Below are 15,972 nucleotides of genomic sequence, written 5' to 3'. Positions count from 1 at the left end.
ATGAAGTACTCTAAATATTCATACGTAGGTTTAGGCGCAGTAATTGTTGTTTTTGCTATTATCTTTTTACCAAGAATTGTAAATAGAATTACAAATGAAGAAATTGTAGATGGTGATAGGCATAACCTTGAACGTAAATCGCTAGAGAAAGAACTAGCTACTATAGCTAATAAAACTGTCCCTAAGTTTGAGTTTGTAAATCAAAATGGTGATACTATTACTAATGACTTCTATAAAGGAAAAGTCTATGTAGTAGACTTCTTTTTTACCACCTGCCCAAGTATTTGCCCCATAATGACAACTAATATGCTAGATGTACAAGAGGCGTATAAGGAAGAAGAAAGTTTTGGGATTGCATCCTTTAGTATTGACCCTACATATGACACTCCAAGAATACTAAAACAATATGCAGATGGTTATGGAGCTACACACCCCAACTGGAATTTCTTAACAGGAGATAAAGCTAAAATACACAGCCTTGCCAATGCAGGCTTTAATATTTATGCTGTAGAAAACCCTGAAATAGATGGCGGTTTTGAGCATCAAGGCTACTTTGCTTTAATTGATAAAGAAGGAAAAATACGATCTAGAGTAGATAGTAATGGAAACCCCATTATTTATTATGATGGTCTTGAAAAAGAAGGTATAAAAATGTTAATTGAGGACATAAAAAAATTATTATAATGAGCGCAAGCACTACATCAAAAAAATACAATATTTGGATTTGGATACTTTCCATTGTTATTCCGGTTGCTGTTGCAGTTTTATTTACTATTAGAATTCCTAATGTAGAACGTTTGGGTTTTTTGCCTCCTATTTATGCTACAATTAACGGGCTTACTGCAATCCTATTAATTATTTCTGTAATTCAAATTAAAAAAGGGAATAGAAGAGCACATGAGCTTTTAATGAAAACATGTATTGTATTGTCAGTACTGTTTCTCCTCATGTATGTTGCTTATCACATGACATCAGACTCAACCTCATACGGAGGAGAAGGCTTTATAAAGTATATTTATTTCTTCATTTTAATATCACACATTTTACTTTCTATAACAGTAATCCCTTTTGTGTTAATTACCTATGTGAGGGCCATTACATCTAATTTTGAAGCCCATAAAAAAATTGCTCGCATCACTTTTCCAATATGGTTGTACGTGGCTGTAACGGGCGTTATTGTATATATCATGATATCTCCTTATTACTAATGAAATATAAATTATTAATAACTCTGTTGTTTTTAATCGCAGTACTTCCTGCTGAAGCACAATGTGCTATGTGTAGAGCTGTGTTAGAAAGTGAAGAAAGTGGTCAAGCTGCCAAAGGAATTAATAATGGTATTATGTATTTAATGATTTTTCCATATTTACTTATTGGAGGAATAGGTTTCGCAATCTATAGAAGTAGACAAAAAGCCAAAGCAAAAAATTAACATACTCTTAATAAAATAAGTGTAACAATTAAAGCAGTAAATAGTCTTGTTGTATAGACTTTTACTAACCAAAATTGAAGTAAGTCTTAACATGATTTTCACAAATAACAACCAATTTGATTGTTACTTTGTAGTAATATTACTTTTATGATAGAAATTAAAGACTTGCACAAATCTTACCAGATGGGAAGTAACTCACTTCACGTTTTAAAAGGTATAAACTTTAATGTTTCTGAAGGTGAAATGGTCTCAATAATGGGGTCTTCTGGATCTGGAAAATCTACCTTATTAAATATCCTTGGTATGTTAGATGAAGCAGATGAAGGAAGCTACACCTTAGACGGGAAACCCATAAAAAAACTTAATGAAAAAGTTGCAGCAAAATATAGAAACCAATTTTTAGGTTTCATTTTCCAATCCTTTAATCTTATTAACTATAAGTCTGCTTTGGATAATGTTGCTATGCCTTTATATTATCAAGGTGTAAAAAGAGCAGAACGTACAGATAAGGCATTGCATTATCTTGAAAAAGTTGGACTTGCAGAATGGGCAACTCACTTGCCAAACGAACTTTCTGGTGGACAAAAGCAAAGAGTTGCAATTGCAAGAGCACTTGCTAGCGACCCAAAGGTTTTACTAGCAGATGAGCCTACAGGAGCACTAGATACTAAGACGTCTTATGGAGTTATGGAGTTAATTCAAGGAATTAATGATGAGGGAAAAACCATAATTGTGGTTACTCACGAAGATGATATTGCACACATGACTAAACGTATTGTTAATCTTAAGGATGGTGTTATTTTAGATGATAGTGTTGTGTCTCAAGTGAGAGCAGTAGCAAACGCTCAAAACCAATAGCAATGTTTGATTTAGAACGTTGGCAAGAAATATTTGAAACAATAGGAAAAAACAAACTCCGTACTTTTTTAACGGGGCTTTCAGTTGCTTCAGGAATTTTTATTCTTGTAATTCTTTTAGGTTTTAGTAGTGGAATACAAAAAGGGGTTAAAACACAATTTGAACAAGACGCTACTAACAGAATTTCAGTTTGGACACGTGTTACTACAAAAGAGTATAAAGGGCTAAATCCAGGACGTTTTATACAAATGCGCATAGGTGACTACCAAGCCATTAATGAAAAATATGAGGAGGACTTAGAATACAAAACTGCTATTTATAATATTTGGGGGAGTCAAGTTAATTACAAAGGTGAAACAGGAAATTATCGTTTAGAAGGGGTAAGTCCAGACCAGCAATTTATTGAAAATGCTAGTTTAACTTCAGGGCGTTATCTCAATCAAGATGATATGGATGAGTCTAGAAAGGTAGCTGTAATTGGATATGTTATTCAGAAAGATTTATTTAAAGGAGAAAACCCTATTGGAGAAATCATATCTATTTGGGGAGTCAACTTCAAAGTAGTAGGTGTTTATACAGACCCTGGTGGAGAACGAGAAGAAAGTCGAGTGTTTGTTCCATTACCTACCTCTCAAATTGCTTTTGCCGCCGGAGATAGAGTTCGATCACTAGCATATACTGTAAAGATGTCTGATAATTTTGATGAAGCCGTAGCAAAATCTACTGCAATTTCAGAAAATATTGAACAGGATATTAAAGAAAGGCACATTGTAGCACCAGATGATAGGAGTGCAGTTAGAGTAAATAATACCTTAGAAGAAGCAAAAAAAATCTATAGTCTAATCGCTGTTATTAGAAATGTTTTTTGGTTTATAGGCATCTTTACAATCATAGCTGGTGTAGTGGGTGTGAGTAATATAATGCTTATTATAGTAAAAGAAAGAACTAAAGAGATTGGAATTAGAAAAGCTATTGGTGCTTTGCCAAGTTCTATTATAGGTCTTATTCTACAAGAAGCTATTTTCATTACAGCCTTAGCAGGATTTATAGGTCTTTTTGCAGGTGTAGGCTTATTACAGTTAGTGAGTCCTCTGGTTGATAATGATTTTATTAAATCACCTCAAGTAGATTTTAATACAGCAGTAACAACTGTTATTGTTTTAATAGTAGCTGGAGCCCTAGCAGGTTATATCCCAGCAAGAAGAGCAGCCAATATTAAGCCAATTGATGCATTAAGAGACGAGTAGTATGTTTAATAGAGACCGTTGGAACGAAATTTTAGAGGCACTAAATGCTAACACATTTAGAACCTTCTTAACTGCTTTTGGTGTTTTTTGGGGAATTTTTATTCTAGTTGTATTGCTTTCCTTAACTAAGGGACTTAGAAATGGAGTAAGTAAAGATTTTGGAGATTTTGCTACCAATTCTATGTTTATGTGGGGTCAAGGAACTTCTAAGCCCTACAAAGGGTTGCCTAAAGGAAGACGTGTGCAATTTAAAGTTGAAGATGTAGGAGTTTTAAAGCAGAAATTACCTGAACTAAAATATGTGTCTCCAAGAGGGCAATTAGGGGGATATCAAGGAGCAAATAATGTAACTCGTAATGATAAAACAGGAGCTTTTACAGTAAGTGGAGATTACCCTGAATATATAAAACAGCAGCCTATGGATATTACTGCTGGTAGGTTTATAAGTTACTCAGACATAAACGAAAAAAGAAAAGGAGTTGTAATTGGTAATGGAGTAGTGACAAGCCTTTTTAATGTTGGAGAAGAAGCTGTTGGGGAGTACATAAAAATTAATGGAGTAAACTTTATGGTAATTGGCACTTTTCAAGCACCAAACAATAATGGGGATAGCGAAGAACTTGCAAATACTATATATGTCCCATTTACCACTTTTAATCAAGTGTTTAATAGAGGAGATACAGTAGGGTGGATGGCAATAACTGCGCACGATGATTTTAGTATTACATCTTTAAAACCTAGAATTTTAGAAATTATGCGGGAACAGCGTACTATTCATCCAGAAGATGAAAGAGCTATTGGAAACTTTGATCGTGCAGAAGCCTTTGGAAGAATTACAGGGCTTTTTGATATTCTAAAATTCGTTGGCTTCTTTGTTGGAGGCTTAATATTAGCCTCTGGAATGATAGGGGTCATTAATATTTTACTAATTTCAGTAAAAGAGAGAACTAATGAAATAGGTGTACGTAGAGCATTAGGAGCCACTCCTTGGCAAGTGAGAGGTCAAATAATTCAAGAATCTCTAGTGTTAACTATCTTTAGTGGGATGTGGGGTGTTGCATGCGGTGCATGCGCAATAATGCTTATGAACTATGCTTTAGAACAAAGTGGTCCAGTAGATAATTTTGCCAATCCTTCTGTAAATATTTGGGTTGTAGTTATTGCACTTGGAATATTAATTTTTTCTGGAATAGTTGCAGGGCTTTTTCCAGCAGTAAGAGCAACAAGAATAAAACCTGTAGATGCATTAAGAACAGAATAACTAACAAATTACTATTTATATTAAGATGAAAAAAGGATTTATTATAACCGTACTAGTCGTTATAACTTTAGGATTTATTTGGGGACTTTGGTATGTCTTTAATCTGGACAGAAAAGACCCAGAAATTTTTAAAACAGAACAACCTTCTAAAAAAACTATTGTAAAGAAAACAGTAGCTACAGGAAGCATAGTTCCTAAAGAAGAAGTACTTATAAAGCCAAATATTTCAGGTATAATTGATGAAATTTTTGTAGAGGCAGGAGACGTTATAAAGTCTGGAGACTTAATAGCGAAAGTAAAGGTAGTGCCCAACGTTACTTCTTTAACTAGTGCTAAAAACAATATTAACTCTGCAAATACGCAAGTTGAAACAGCCCGCCTAGCTTTCGAAAGTCAAAAAAATATATATAATAGGCAAAAGGAGTTATTTAATAAAGGTGTTATTTCTGCCAATGAGTTTGATCAAGCACAGCTTTCTTATGATCAGGCAAAGCAACGTTATAATCAAGAAAAGGTTAACCTAACAGGAGCTAGACAAAATTATGATATTGTGAAAACTGGAACCACAAGCGGTTTAGGAGCTTCTGCAAACACCGAGATTAGAGCAACTGTCTCTGGGATGGTGTTAGATGTGCCTGTAAAAACAGGGAATCAAGTTATTGAAGCAAATAACTTTAATGATGGTACTACAATTGCTACTCTAGCAGATGTAGATAAAATGATTTTTGAAGGAAAAGTTGATGAAAGTGAAGTAGGAAAAATTAAAGAAAACCTTCCTTTAGAAATTACAGTCGGAGCAATAGAAAATAAAAAATTTGATGCAATACTAGATTATATAGCACCTAAAGGAGTTACTGAAAACGGAGCTATTCAGTTCGAAATTAAAGGAACACTATCTAAAAAAGATACTACTTTTATTAGGGCTGGCCTAAGTGCTAATGCCTCTATTATTTTGGCAAAATCTGAAGATGTTTTAAGTATTAAAGAAGCATTAGTTAATTACGATTCAGAGACAAAGAAACCCTATGTAGAGGTGGAAGTGGGAGATCAATCTTTTGAGAGACGAGAAGTAGAATTAGGACTTAGTGATGGGATCTATGTTGAGGTAATAAGTGGTGTATCACAAGAAGATAAAATTAAAGTTTGGAACCAATTAAAAGCACCTTCACAATTTGGAGGTAGATAATTATTAAAAATAAACTGTAACACTTTTAACAATTAAAAGACTTATGCAGCAACAACAATCAAAAAAATATCTGAAAAGTCAGATGTACAATATGAAAAACCTAACCTTTTTTCTAATAGCATTATTTACAATAGCAAGCACTCACGCACAAAAAAAGTGGACACTTAAAGAGTGTGTAGAACATGCCCTAGAAAATAATATTTCTGTAAAACAAAGCGAACTAGATGTTGATGTAACAGATATAGAAAAATTATCTGCAATAGGTAATTTTATTCCCTCAATAAGTGCAACAGGTGGAGTTTCAGAAAATACTGGACTTAGCTTTAACCCAGTAACTAACAACGCACAGACAACAACTTTTTTATCTGCGACGGGTAGAATAAATGTGGGATATACGCTGTTTGATGGGTTACGAAATTTTAGACAACTACAAAGAGCAGACATTTCAAAATTGGCAAGTCAATATCGTCTAGCTAAAATGAAAGATGATATTTCTTTATTTGTTGCTAATGGATATCTGCAAGTACTACTTAATAAGGCAAACCTAGAAGTTATAAAATCTCAAAACCAAGTAACACAAGACCAAATAAAGCGTACTAATGACTTGGTTGATGCTGGGGTGCTACCAAGAGGAGATTTATTAGAAATTGAGGCTACAAATGCTAGTGAGAAACAAAGAATTGCGGTTGCTGAAAATGCAGTTACAATTTCTTTAATAAGTCTAGCTCAACTACTTCTTATTGAAGACTATGAAAATTTTGATATTGTTGATGAAGGCTATGATATAGTAGAGCAAGGAATTGAAAGTAAGCCAGTAACAGAAATTATTAATACAGCAAAAGAAAACCGAAGCGAAGTAAAAATAGCTGAAAGTAATGTAGAGCTTGCCGAAAAAGATTTACAAATAGCAAGAGGTAGTTATTATCCAACACTTTCTGCTTTCTTTGGGTACGATACACGTTATACAGATGCAACTTCTTTTCAATCGCAAATTGACCCTGATAATCCTACTGTAACACAGCAAATTGGGGTTGTTGAAGAAACTGGACAAGCCGTAATTGGAGAGTTTCCAAATACACAAACTGTTATAGTTGGCGCAGACCCATTTATTGATCAGTTATATCAAAACGATGGTATCGCATATGGATTTCAATTAAATATTCCAATACTTAACGGGTTTGCTGCAAGAGCAAACGTGAAACGAAGCAAAATTAATCTTGAAAGAACTAAGTTTCAATTGGAACAAGCTAAATTAGATTTAGAGTCTAATGTATACCAAGCTTATGTAGATGCAAAAGGAGCCCTTAAGGCATATGAAGCCGCTTTAGCCGCATTAGAGTCTCAAGAACTGGCGTACCAATATGCAAAAGATAGATATGATGTAGGGCTTACAAATGCTTTTGATTTTAGCCAATCTAAGTTACGCTACGACAATGCAAAAATTGAAGAAAATAGAACCAAATACGATTATATTTTTAAAACCAAGGTGCTAGAATTATACTTTGGTATTCCAGCAACCGAACTAAAGTTTTAGATATGAAGAAAAGAACACTAATCATCATTGTTTCACTATTTGTAATTGCAATTATTGCTTTGATAGCTGCAAAAAAAGCAGGAATGATAGGCGGTAATAGCGATGCAAAATCTGTTGAAATTACAGAAGTTACTCCAATTGACATTATTGAAACTGTTGCTGCAACCGGAAAAATTCAACCAGAGGTTGAAGTAAACCTTTCATCTGAAGTTTCAGGAGAAATTATTGAGCTTCCTGTAAAAGAGGGGCAAGAAGTTGAAAAAGGCGATTTATTAGTAAAGATAAATCCAGATTTAATTCAAGCAGCGCTCAGTCAATCACAAGCTGGTTTACAAAATGTAAGAGCACAACTATCTCAAGCAGAAGCTAATCTTAACAATGCAAGGTTAAACTATGATAGAAATAAGTCACTATTTGAAAAAGGAGTGATTTCAAAATCTGAGTGGGATCGCTCAGTAACAGAGTTTGAAAGCGCTAAGGCTAATAAAGATGCTGCATATTATAGTGTACAAAGTGCAGCGGCAAATGTAAAACAAACTAGAGATAACCTTTCTAGGACTTCTATTTATGCTCCTATGAGTGGGACAATTTCAAAACTTTCGGTTGAACTTGGTGAAAGAGTAGTAGGAACTGCTCAAATGGCAGGAACAGAAATTGTACGTGTTGCAAATTTAAGCAACATGGAAGTTGAAGTTGATGTTAATGAAAATGATATTGTAAAACTTTCTTTAGGAGATTCTACAATTGTTGAAGTAGATGCTTATTTAAAGAAAGAGTTTAAAGGAGTAGTTACAGAAATAGCAAACTCTGCAGAAAATACTTTATCTGCGGACCAAGTAACAAACTTTAAAGTAAAAGTTAGAATTTTACCAGAATCCTATGCAGACTTAACAGAAGGGAAGCCAGAAAGCTACTCTCCTTTTCGTCCTGGAATGACAGCAACTGTTGATGTAATTACAAATAAAAAACAAAATATTGTTGGAGTACCAATTAGTGCCATTGTTATTAAGACCGATACTACTTCTACAAGAAGAAGTTTTAAGAAAGATAATACTGCTGAGGAAGAAAAGTTTGAATGTGTTTTTGTTGAAAATAATGGTAAAGCAAAATTAAGAGTAGTAACAACAGGAATTCAGGATGATACAAATATCGAAGTAAAAACTGGATTACAAGAAGGCGATAAAGTTATAACTGGGCCTTATAATACAGTTACCAAGAGTTTGAAACCTGGGGATGATGTTGAGCAAAAGAAAGAAGAAAAGGATAATTCAGATAAGGAAGACGCTTAATGGCAACAATACTCTGTCTTGAAACAGCAACAACTAATTGCTCAGTAACGCTTTCAGTAAATGGAAGCGTTATTGCGTTTAAAGAAGATAAAACTCCAGGCTATTCTCATGCTGAAAATCTGCATGTATTTATTGAAGAAGTGTTAAAAGAAGCTTCAATAAAAAAAGAAGCCCTAGATGCTATAGCGATAAGTAAAGGACCAGGCTCATACACAGGCCTTAGAATTGGGGTTTCTGCAGCAAAAGGGCTGTGCTATGCACTTAGTATCCCGTTACTCGCAATTGAAACCTTAGATGTCTTAGCACAACAAGTTTCAGAAAATGTTACTATAGTACCTATGCTTGATGCAAGAAGGATGGAAGTATATAGTGCAGTCTTTAACTCCGATAAAAAAAGGATACGAGACACTAAAGCTGAAATTCTGAATGAAGCATCTTTTTCTAAGTATTTAGAAAATAACAAGGTAGTTTTTATAGGAGATGCGGTAGCAAAATTTGAAAGAATTTGTAATCACCAAAATGCTTCTTTTGTTGAAGCTTACCCCTCTTCACTTCAAATGGTATTTATTGCTGAAGAAAAACACAAAATAAGCGACACCGAAGATGTCGCTTATTTTGAGCCTTATTATTTAAAGGATTTTGTTGGAGGATAATTTATTTAACAAAATTAAATAAAGTTATCATGTCATTTTCGTCTTCAAGGTCTAGTTTGTTTTTAGCAATAAAAGACTTACTACCCTTTTTTAAACTTTCCATTTTCTTTATTGCCTTTGATTTTCTGTCGGGCACTTCTATAAATTCGTTATTAGAATTATCTAAAAAATAATAGCTAACATTTTGAGTAAATGATGCAGGCTTGTCTCTTTCGTAAGAATTTCTTGCCTTTCTTGCTTCATTTAGCTTTGCATTATGCTTTTTATATAAATTGAAGTTTTCATCCTTTTTCAGTAAAACTAAATAACTGCCATCTGTATGGTTATCATCTCTAAAGTTATCCATATAAACATACTTCTTACCAGCAATTTCCACCCAAATCCTAGAAGATCTTAAGACGCTATTGTGAGGGCCTTTAGTTCCTTTTGATGGGTCTTCAACCTCAATTAAATCATTGTAGATATTATATCTCAATAAAACATTTTGATTTTGAACTTTACCTCCAGAATATATTTTCCCTGGTAGAAAAGCTTCGGTAACGTAAGGAGAGCCTTCTATGGCACTAATTTCTACATCTCCTATAAGCTGTTTGTTATAGTTTTGAGTCCAGATTGCCTCTGCAGCTCCTCCTCCAGAAACATCAAGTTGCGAGTAGGAATTATTCGCTAGAGCAATTATTAAAAAAAGTAAAAGAAATTTTTTCATAATATTTAATTTATTGATTTGTATTATATAAATGTACATCTCTCTGCGGAAAAGGGATGGAAATCCCAGCAGCTTCAAGACGTTTTTTTCCTTCTTCAAGTGTATAAAACCTAATAGGCCAAAAGTTGTCAATGTGTGCCCAATATCTTAGTGATAGATTTACAGAACTATCTGCAAGTTCTGTAACTACAACCATAGGCATTTTGTCCTCTAACTTTAATACTGTTTCTTGCTCATTTACTAAGTTAAGCAAAATATCTTTTGCTTCCTTAATATTACTATCATAACTTATGCCAAAAGTAAGTGCTTCTCGCCTTAATTCCTCTTCGGTGTAGTTTATAATATTTTCGTTAGATAACTTTCCATTAGGAATAACGGCTATTTGATTTCCAAATGTGTTAAGTTTTGTTGTGAATATAGAAATCTCTTTTACAGTTCCTTCTATTCCTTGTGCTTTTATAAAGTGCCCAACTTTAAAAGGTTTTAATAATAAAATTAAAACGCCGCCGGCAAAATTAGACAGAGATCCTTGTAATGCAAGACCAATTGCTAATCCTGCTGCACCAATTATGGCAACAAGAGAGGCAGATTCTACCCCTAGTTGTGTTACAACCAAAACAAATAAAATAATTTTTAGCCCCCAATTAATTAAACTAGCTACAAACTTCTCTAAAGTTACATCAAAGTCTTTTTTGTCAAAAAATCGTTTTACTAGTTTGTTTATTAACTTAACTACCCAAAGTCCTATAATTAAAATAAGTATGGCCCCAATTAATTGTGGTAAAAAGTCTATTAACTTTTGTCCATACTCTTCAATATAAGTATCTAGGTTTTTAAATTTTTCCATAAATGCTATCTTCTTTTTATAAATTATTTATTTAATTGATTGTATTGCTTTTTCTGTTTCTTTCATTGGTAACTTACAGGTGTTATTAACACATACATAAATATACGTTTCACCTTCAATATGCCTTCCTTCAAGTAAATATCCATTGCTTGCTTCTATACTTCCAGCAACAAGTTTATTAGGTAAATATTCTTGATTTATTTCGTTTATTTTTTCTTTTGCATTTTCACCTACAACTACTATTTCATAGTATTTATTTTGATAATTTTCTAGTAAATCTAACCAGTTAGAAAACCCAGCTGGATATTGCTCAATTTCTAATTGAACGTTTTTGAGCATTTGTCTATTAACATCTTTATACCTAGGACTATCATAATAATGTGAAAGTTTAAAAAGATTTTTTGCCATTATTGAATTTGAAGCAGGAATTACATTGTCCCTATATTCAAAATTTCTGGTAACAAGGGCAGCATCTTCGGTAGACGTAAAATAAAACATGCTTTTTTCTTCATCAAAAAAGTACTCGAACGAATAGTCTACAAGTTGTTTTGCTATTTGTAACCATTCTTCATCTAATGTAATTTCATATAAAGAAATATAGGCCTGCGCAACAGCAGCATAATCCTCTAAGTATCCATTAATTGTACTTTTTCCGTCTTTATAGCTGTGGAATAAAGCACCGCTTTTTTGTAATTGTTTTTCTTTTATAAAACTGGCATTTTTTAAAGCAACTTCAAGGTATTCTGGAGTTTTAAATGCCTTGTAGGCATCAATATATCCTTGCAGCATAAGAGCATTCCAAGAAGTGAGGGTTTTATCATCTAGTCTTGGTCTGTCTCTTTTGTTACGATACTCTAACAAAGTTTTTTTCCATTCTCTTTTCTTATTCTGAAATACTTCGGGAGTAAGATTATATTCACTTAAAATTTCAGTATCTGTCTTTGATCTTATTAAGATATAATTGTTTTCCTCTTCCCATTTTCCAAAGTTATTCACATTATAATAATCAGAAAAAAGTTTAAAATCATCACCCATTAGTGCCTCTAACTCCTCTTTTGTATAAGTGTAATAAGCACCTTCTTCCAATTCTCCATTTTCATCCTTACTATCAGCATCCAAAGAAGAATAAAAAGCGCCTTCACTATTAGTCATTTCTTCTTTGATATAGTTTAGTGTTTCAAAAACGACTTCTTTGTAGAGAGGATTTTTTGTAGCCAAATAAGCATCACTATAAAGACTAACTAATTGTCCATTGTCATATAGCATTTTTTCAAAGTGGGGTACATGCCATTTCATATCAGTACTGTACCTTGAAAACCCACCTCCAATATGGTCATATACACCGCCATACGCAATCTTGTCTAATGTTTTAGTAACATAATTTAATAGCTCATCATCATTGGTGTTTTTTGCTCTTCGAAGAAGATAATGATAATTACTAGGCATCATAAATTTTGGTGAACGTTTGTAGCCTCCATAAAGCGTATCAAAACTTTCGCTCCAAGTTGCAATTAAATCTTTTGTCGGGTAATTCTGTAAGTCAACGTTTTCATTGTTAACAGTAATTAAGTCCATGCTTTTTATACCTTCTTCAAGCTTACTTGCGTATTCTTTAAGTCTTTCTGGATTAGTATTGTAGGCTTCTTGGATTTGTTCTAGCGCGTTTGTCCACTCTTGTTTTGTAAAATAAGTACCTCCAAAAACAGGGCGACCATCAGGAAGGGTAATAACATTAAGAGGCCAGCCAGCACTTCCTGTCATTAACTGTACAGCATTAATATAAATTTGGTCAATATCTGGACGCTCTTCTCTATCTACTTTAACTGAAATAAAATTATCATTCATCACGGCAGCTACTGTAGAATCTTCAAAACTTTCACGTTCCATTACATGACACCAATGGCAAGCTGCATAACCTATACTAATAACCATTAATTTTTTTTCAGCCTTTGCTTTAGCTAGTGTCTTTTCATTCCATGGTCTCCAATCTACAGGATTGTGAGCATGTTGTAACAAGTAAGGACTTGTTTCATTAATTAATTCATTTGTATAAGCATGTGTTTCCAAAGGCTCTTTTTTTGAAGAATTACAAGAAATAATAATAATGGATATAAAGACTAAAATAAGAGAACGTAGCATCATAGAGTTTAAAATAAAAAGATGCGCTTCTTATTCTAAGAAACGCATTTAATTTTATTAATGTTAGGTTACTTTACCTCAAAAGTTATTTTTACGTTCACACGATATTCTGTTACCATATCACCATCAACGCTAGCGCTTTGCTCATTTATATAAACAGAACGAATGTTTTTTACACTTTTTGCTGCTTGTTTAACAGCATTTTGAGTAGCTTCTTCCCAACTTTTATTAGAATTTGCTAATACCTCGATTACTTTTAAAACTGCCATAATTTGTTTGTTTTATTAATTTTTAGCAAAATACAAATTATATGGCGCTTTCTATCTCAAGATATCGTTAAATCCTAGGGGTTTAGAAAAGAAAAATGTGGTTTATCCGTTAATGGCAACAACGTTTTGAACCCTTCCTTGCAGCATTTCTTTTAACATTGTTTCAATACCATTTTTTAAGGTAATTGTAGAGGAGGGGCATCCACTACAGGCTCCTTGTAAAAGAACTTCAACAGTTTTGGTATCTTCATTAAACGACTTAAATGCTATGTGACCGCCATCCCCTGCAACTGCCGGTTTTATGTATTCATCTAGTATTGATATAATTTCTCTGTCAATATCTTTTAAATCTGTAGTTGCAACTGTTGCGGTATTACTTTCTTTTGAAGTAGTTTCAGATAAAATAGCGTCGTTTAAAATTTCTTTTCCATCTTCTATGTAAGTTTTAATAAATCCTCTTACTTCTGTAGAAATTTCATTCCATTCTGCAATATCATATTTCATAACAGAAACATAATTGGCACTAATAAATACTTCTTTAACAAACGGAAAACTAAATAGCGCTCTAGCAAGAGGTGCATTTTTAGTTGTATCAATATTTTTAAACTCAAAAGTTCCTGTGGCAAGTGGTTTGTTAGCCACAAATTTCATTACACTAGGATTGGGAGTGCTTTCTGCGTATACAGTTACGGGTACTTTTTTAGTGGAAGTATCATCTACAATTACAGCTTCGCCACTTTGGATATAAGAGTCTATAGATTCGGCAACTTCATTTTGCACATCTTCCCAATTAACAATATTGTATTTTTCTATAGCAATAAAGTTTTGAGAAATATATACCGTTTTTACAAATGGTAAATGAAATAGCTGTTGTGCTAGAGGACTAGGTTTTGCTTCATCTATATTTGAAAACTCATAACTTTTTGCTTGTGTTAAAAATGTACTAACAATAAATTTCACAATGTTTTCGTTGTTAGTAGGTTGTATCTCTATGTTAAAATCAGGCATAAGGTGCAATTTTATTGCAAAAATATGAAAAGAAACGCAATCTAATCAATATATTTGGCAGCTTAATAACCTATTTATGCGAATATTATTACTCCTCCTAACCATACTTTTCACTTTAAACTTTAATGCTCAACAAGTTCAATTATTTGAGCAATTTAATGGAAGATTCGATTTTACTGCTTTTGGTAACACTCTTAATACTGCCGAAAATGGTGGTGGACCATGTACTATACTAACTCAGAGTAGTGCTGTTTACACTTTAGAGCCCTTGCAAACACTTGTTTCTGCTAGACTATATTGGGCTGGATCAGGCTCAGGTGATTTTGATGTAACATTAAATGGTACAGCAGTTTCTGCTGAAAGAACATTTGCTGTCAATTCACAGGGTAACCCATTCTTTGCAGCTTATGCAGATGTAACAACTATATTACAGGCTAACGGACAAGGAAATTACACACTTTCAGATTTAGACTTAACAGCTGTTATACCCACATATTGTGGTAATGGTACTAACTTTGGAGGATGGTCTATAGTAGTTATTTACGAAGATCCTAGATTAACTTTAAATCAAATAGGATTATATGATGGTTTAGAATTTGTTTCTGCTAGTAATACCAGCTTAAGTATAACAATAGACAATCTTAATGTTGCTAGTCAAGACTTAGCAAAAATAGGCTTTTTAGCTTGGGAGGGTGACCAGTTTCTCGCTAATAATGAATCATTAAGAATTAACGGGGTATTGATTGATAATCCGCCTTTAAATCCAGGTGACAATGCCTTTAATGGTACTAACTCCTATACGGGGTCAGACCAATTATTTAATATGGATTTAGATTTTTACGATGTTGCTAATGTTTTGATGGTGGGTGATACAAGTGCAACTATAGAGTTAACATCTAATCAGGATTTTGTTATGATTAACAATGTTATCACATCTGTTAATTCTGAAAACCCTGATGCCACAATTACAATTGACAATTTAGGGGTTTTATGCTCAAACAATAATGTAGATTTATTTTACACAGTATCGAACACTAATAGTACTTCTCTTTTGCCAGCTGGCACACCCATTGCATTTTACAGAGATGGTATTTTAATTGGGCAATCTCAAACAAACTCAGATATTCCTATTGGAGGTTCTGAAAGTAATTCAATTACTTTTAATTTTGATATAGCTACAACACCAGCTACTTTTACATTACTTGCTGTAGTTGACGATGATGGTACAGGTACTGGAATTGTATCTGAAACTGACGAAACTAATAATGAAGATTCTGAATTTGTTGATTTTTCTAGCCTTGCTTTAGATTTAGGACCAGATATTTTTCCTTGTGAAAATACAGAACCTATTTTAGGTCGTCCTTTAGCGGGTCAATTTAATTATCAATGGTTTTTAAATGGAGCTCCTCTTGCAGGAGAAACTGAGTCTACTATAATGCCGATGGTTAGTGGTACTTATACATTAGAGGCAATAAGTGCGGCATGTTTTGCCACGGATGATGTAGAAGTAACCTTTGGGGCAGAATTTATAGTAAATGATATG

General features: G+C 33.3%; 16 protein-coding genes. 11 read left to right on the top strand and 5 right to left on the bottom strand.

Annotated elements, in window-relative coordinates:
* From RM538_RS04325 to tsaB, 10 genes are all read left to right on the top strand, one after another.
* Positions 1-684 carry an SCO family protein gene (locus RM538_RS04325; RefSeq protein WP_311332177.1) on the top strand — a complete coding sequence of 228 codons (684 nt, stop codon included), beginning with the start codon at positions 1-3 and terminating at the stop codon, positions 682-684.
* Positions 684-1,208 (top strand): DUF420 domain-containing protein, encoded by a 525-nt coding sequence (locus tag RM538_RS04320; RefSeq protein ID WP_311332176.1) that lies wholly within the window; start codon positions 684-686, stop codon positions 1,206-1,208. Before RM538_RS04325 ends, RM538_RS04320 begins: the two co-directional genes overlap by 1 nt.
* Positions 1,208-1,432, top strand: a complete 225-nt coding sequence (locus RM538_RS04315; protein ID WP_311332175.1) for a hypothetical protein — start codon at positions 1,208-1,210, stop codon at positions 1,430-1,432. The genes RM538_RS04320 and RM538_RS04315 overlap by 1 nt, the downstream gene beginning before the upstream one ends.
* Before the next feature lie 147 nt (positions 1,433-1,579).
* Entirely contained in the window at positions 1,580-2,290 is a 711-nt protein-coding gene (locus RM538_RS04310) for an ABC transporter ATP-binding protein (RefSeq protein WP_311332174.1), read from the top strand.
* Between the two features lie 2 nt (positions 2,291-2,292).
* On the top strand, positions 2,293-3,537 hold the full coding sequence (locus RM538_RS04305; protein WP_311332173.1) for an ABC transporter permease: 1,245 nt from the start codon (positions 2,293-2,295) through the stop codon (positions 3,535-3,537).
* 1 nt (position 3,538) lies between these two features.
* Positions 3,539-4,798, top strand: a complete 1,260-nt coding sequence (locus RM538_RS04300; protein ID WP_311332172.1) for an ABC transporter permease — start codon at positions 3,539-3,541, stop codon at positions 4,796-4,798.
* 25 nt (positions 4,799-4,823) lie between these two features.
* The gene (locus RM538_RS04295; protein ID WP_311332171.1) at positions 4,824-5,984 is read left to right on the top strand and encodes an efflux RND transporter periplasmic adaptor subunit; all 1,161 of its coding nucleotides are present in this window, start codon (positions 4,824-4,826) and stop codon (positions 5,982-5,984) included.
* Between the two features lie 91 nt (positions 5,985-6,075).
* A complete protein-coding gene (locus tag RM538_RS04290) occupies positions 6,076-7,518 on the top strand; it encodes a TolC family protein (protein WP_311332170.1) in 1,443 nt (480 codons plus the stop codon).
* A gap of 2 nt (positions 7,519-7,520) precedes the next feature.
* The gene (locus tag RM538_RS04285) at positions 7,521-8,807 is read left to right on the top strand and encodes an efflux RND transporter periplasmic adaptor subunit (RefSeq protein WP_311332169.1); all 1,287 of its coding nucleotides are present in this window, start codon (positions 7,521-7,523) and stop codon (positions 8,805-8,807) included.
* The gene (gene tsaB, locus RM538_RS04280) at positions 8,807-9,460 is read left to right on the top strand and encodes a tRNA (adenosine(37)-N6)-threonylcarbamoyltransferase complex dimerization subunit type 1 TsaB (protein WP_311332168.1); all 654 of its coding nucleotides are present in this window, start codon (positions 8,807-8,809) and stop codon (positions 9,458-9,460) included. Before RM538_RS04285 ends, tsaB begins: the two co-directional genes overlap by 1 nt.
* A gap of 1 nt (position 9,461) precedes the next feature.
* On the opposite strand, the gene RM538_RS04275 is transcribed toward tsaB, so the two are convergent.
* From RM538_RS04275 to RM538_RS04255, 5 genes are all read right to left on the bottom strand, one after another.
* Positions 9,462-10,166, bottom strand: coding sequence for a hypothetical protein (locus RM538_RS04275; protein ID WP_311332167.1), 705 nt, complete (start codon positions 10,164-10,166; stop codon positions 9,462-9,464).
* Positions 10,167-10,176: 10 nt separating this feature from the next.
* The gene (locus RM538_RS04270) at positions 10,177-11,013 is read right to left on the bottom strand and encodes a mechanosensitive ion channel family protein (RefSeq protein ID WP_311332166.1); all 837 of its coding nucleotides are present in this window, start codon (positions 11,011-11,013) and stop codon (positions 10,177-10,179) included.
* Positions 11,014-11,040: 27 nt separating this feature from the next.
* Entirely contained in the window at positions 11,041-13,155 is a 2,115-nt protein-coding gene (locus RM538_RS04265; protein ID WP_311332165.1) for a thioredoxin domain-containing protein, read from the bottom strand.
* Positions 13,156-13,220: 65 nt separating this feature from the next.
* Positions 13,221-13,421 carry a dodecin family protein gene (locus RM538_RS04260; RefSeq protein ID WP_311332164.1) on the bottom strand — a complete coding sequence of 67 codons (201 nt, stop codon included), beginning with the start codon at positions 13,419-13,421 and terminating at the stop codon, positions 13,221-13,223.
* Positions 13,422-13,523: 102 nt separating this feature from the next.
* A complete protein-coding gene (locus RM538_RS04255; protein WP_311332163.1) occupies positions 13,524-14,429 on the bottom strand; it encodes a NifU family protein in 906 nt (301 codons plus the stop codon).
* Positions 14,430-14,505: 76 nt separating this feature from the next.
* Here RM538_RS04255 and RM538_RS04250 point away from each other — a divergent pair.
* On the top strand, positions 14,506-15,972 hold a 1,467-nt coding region (locus tag RM538_RS04250), incomplete at its 3' end, for a hypothetical protein (RefSeq protein ID WP_311332162.1).

The sequence above is a fragment of the Patiriisocius hiemis genome (assembly GCF_031846325.1).
Classification (GTDB): Bacteria; Bacteroidota; Bacteroidia; order Flavobacteriales; family Flavobacteriaceae; genus Patiriisocius_A; species Patiriisocius_A hiemis.
The sequence above is the reverse complement of the archived record's forward strand: the minus strand, read 5'-3'. Positions and strand labels throughout refer to the sequence as shown.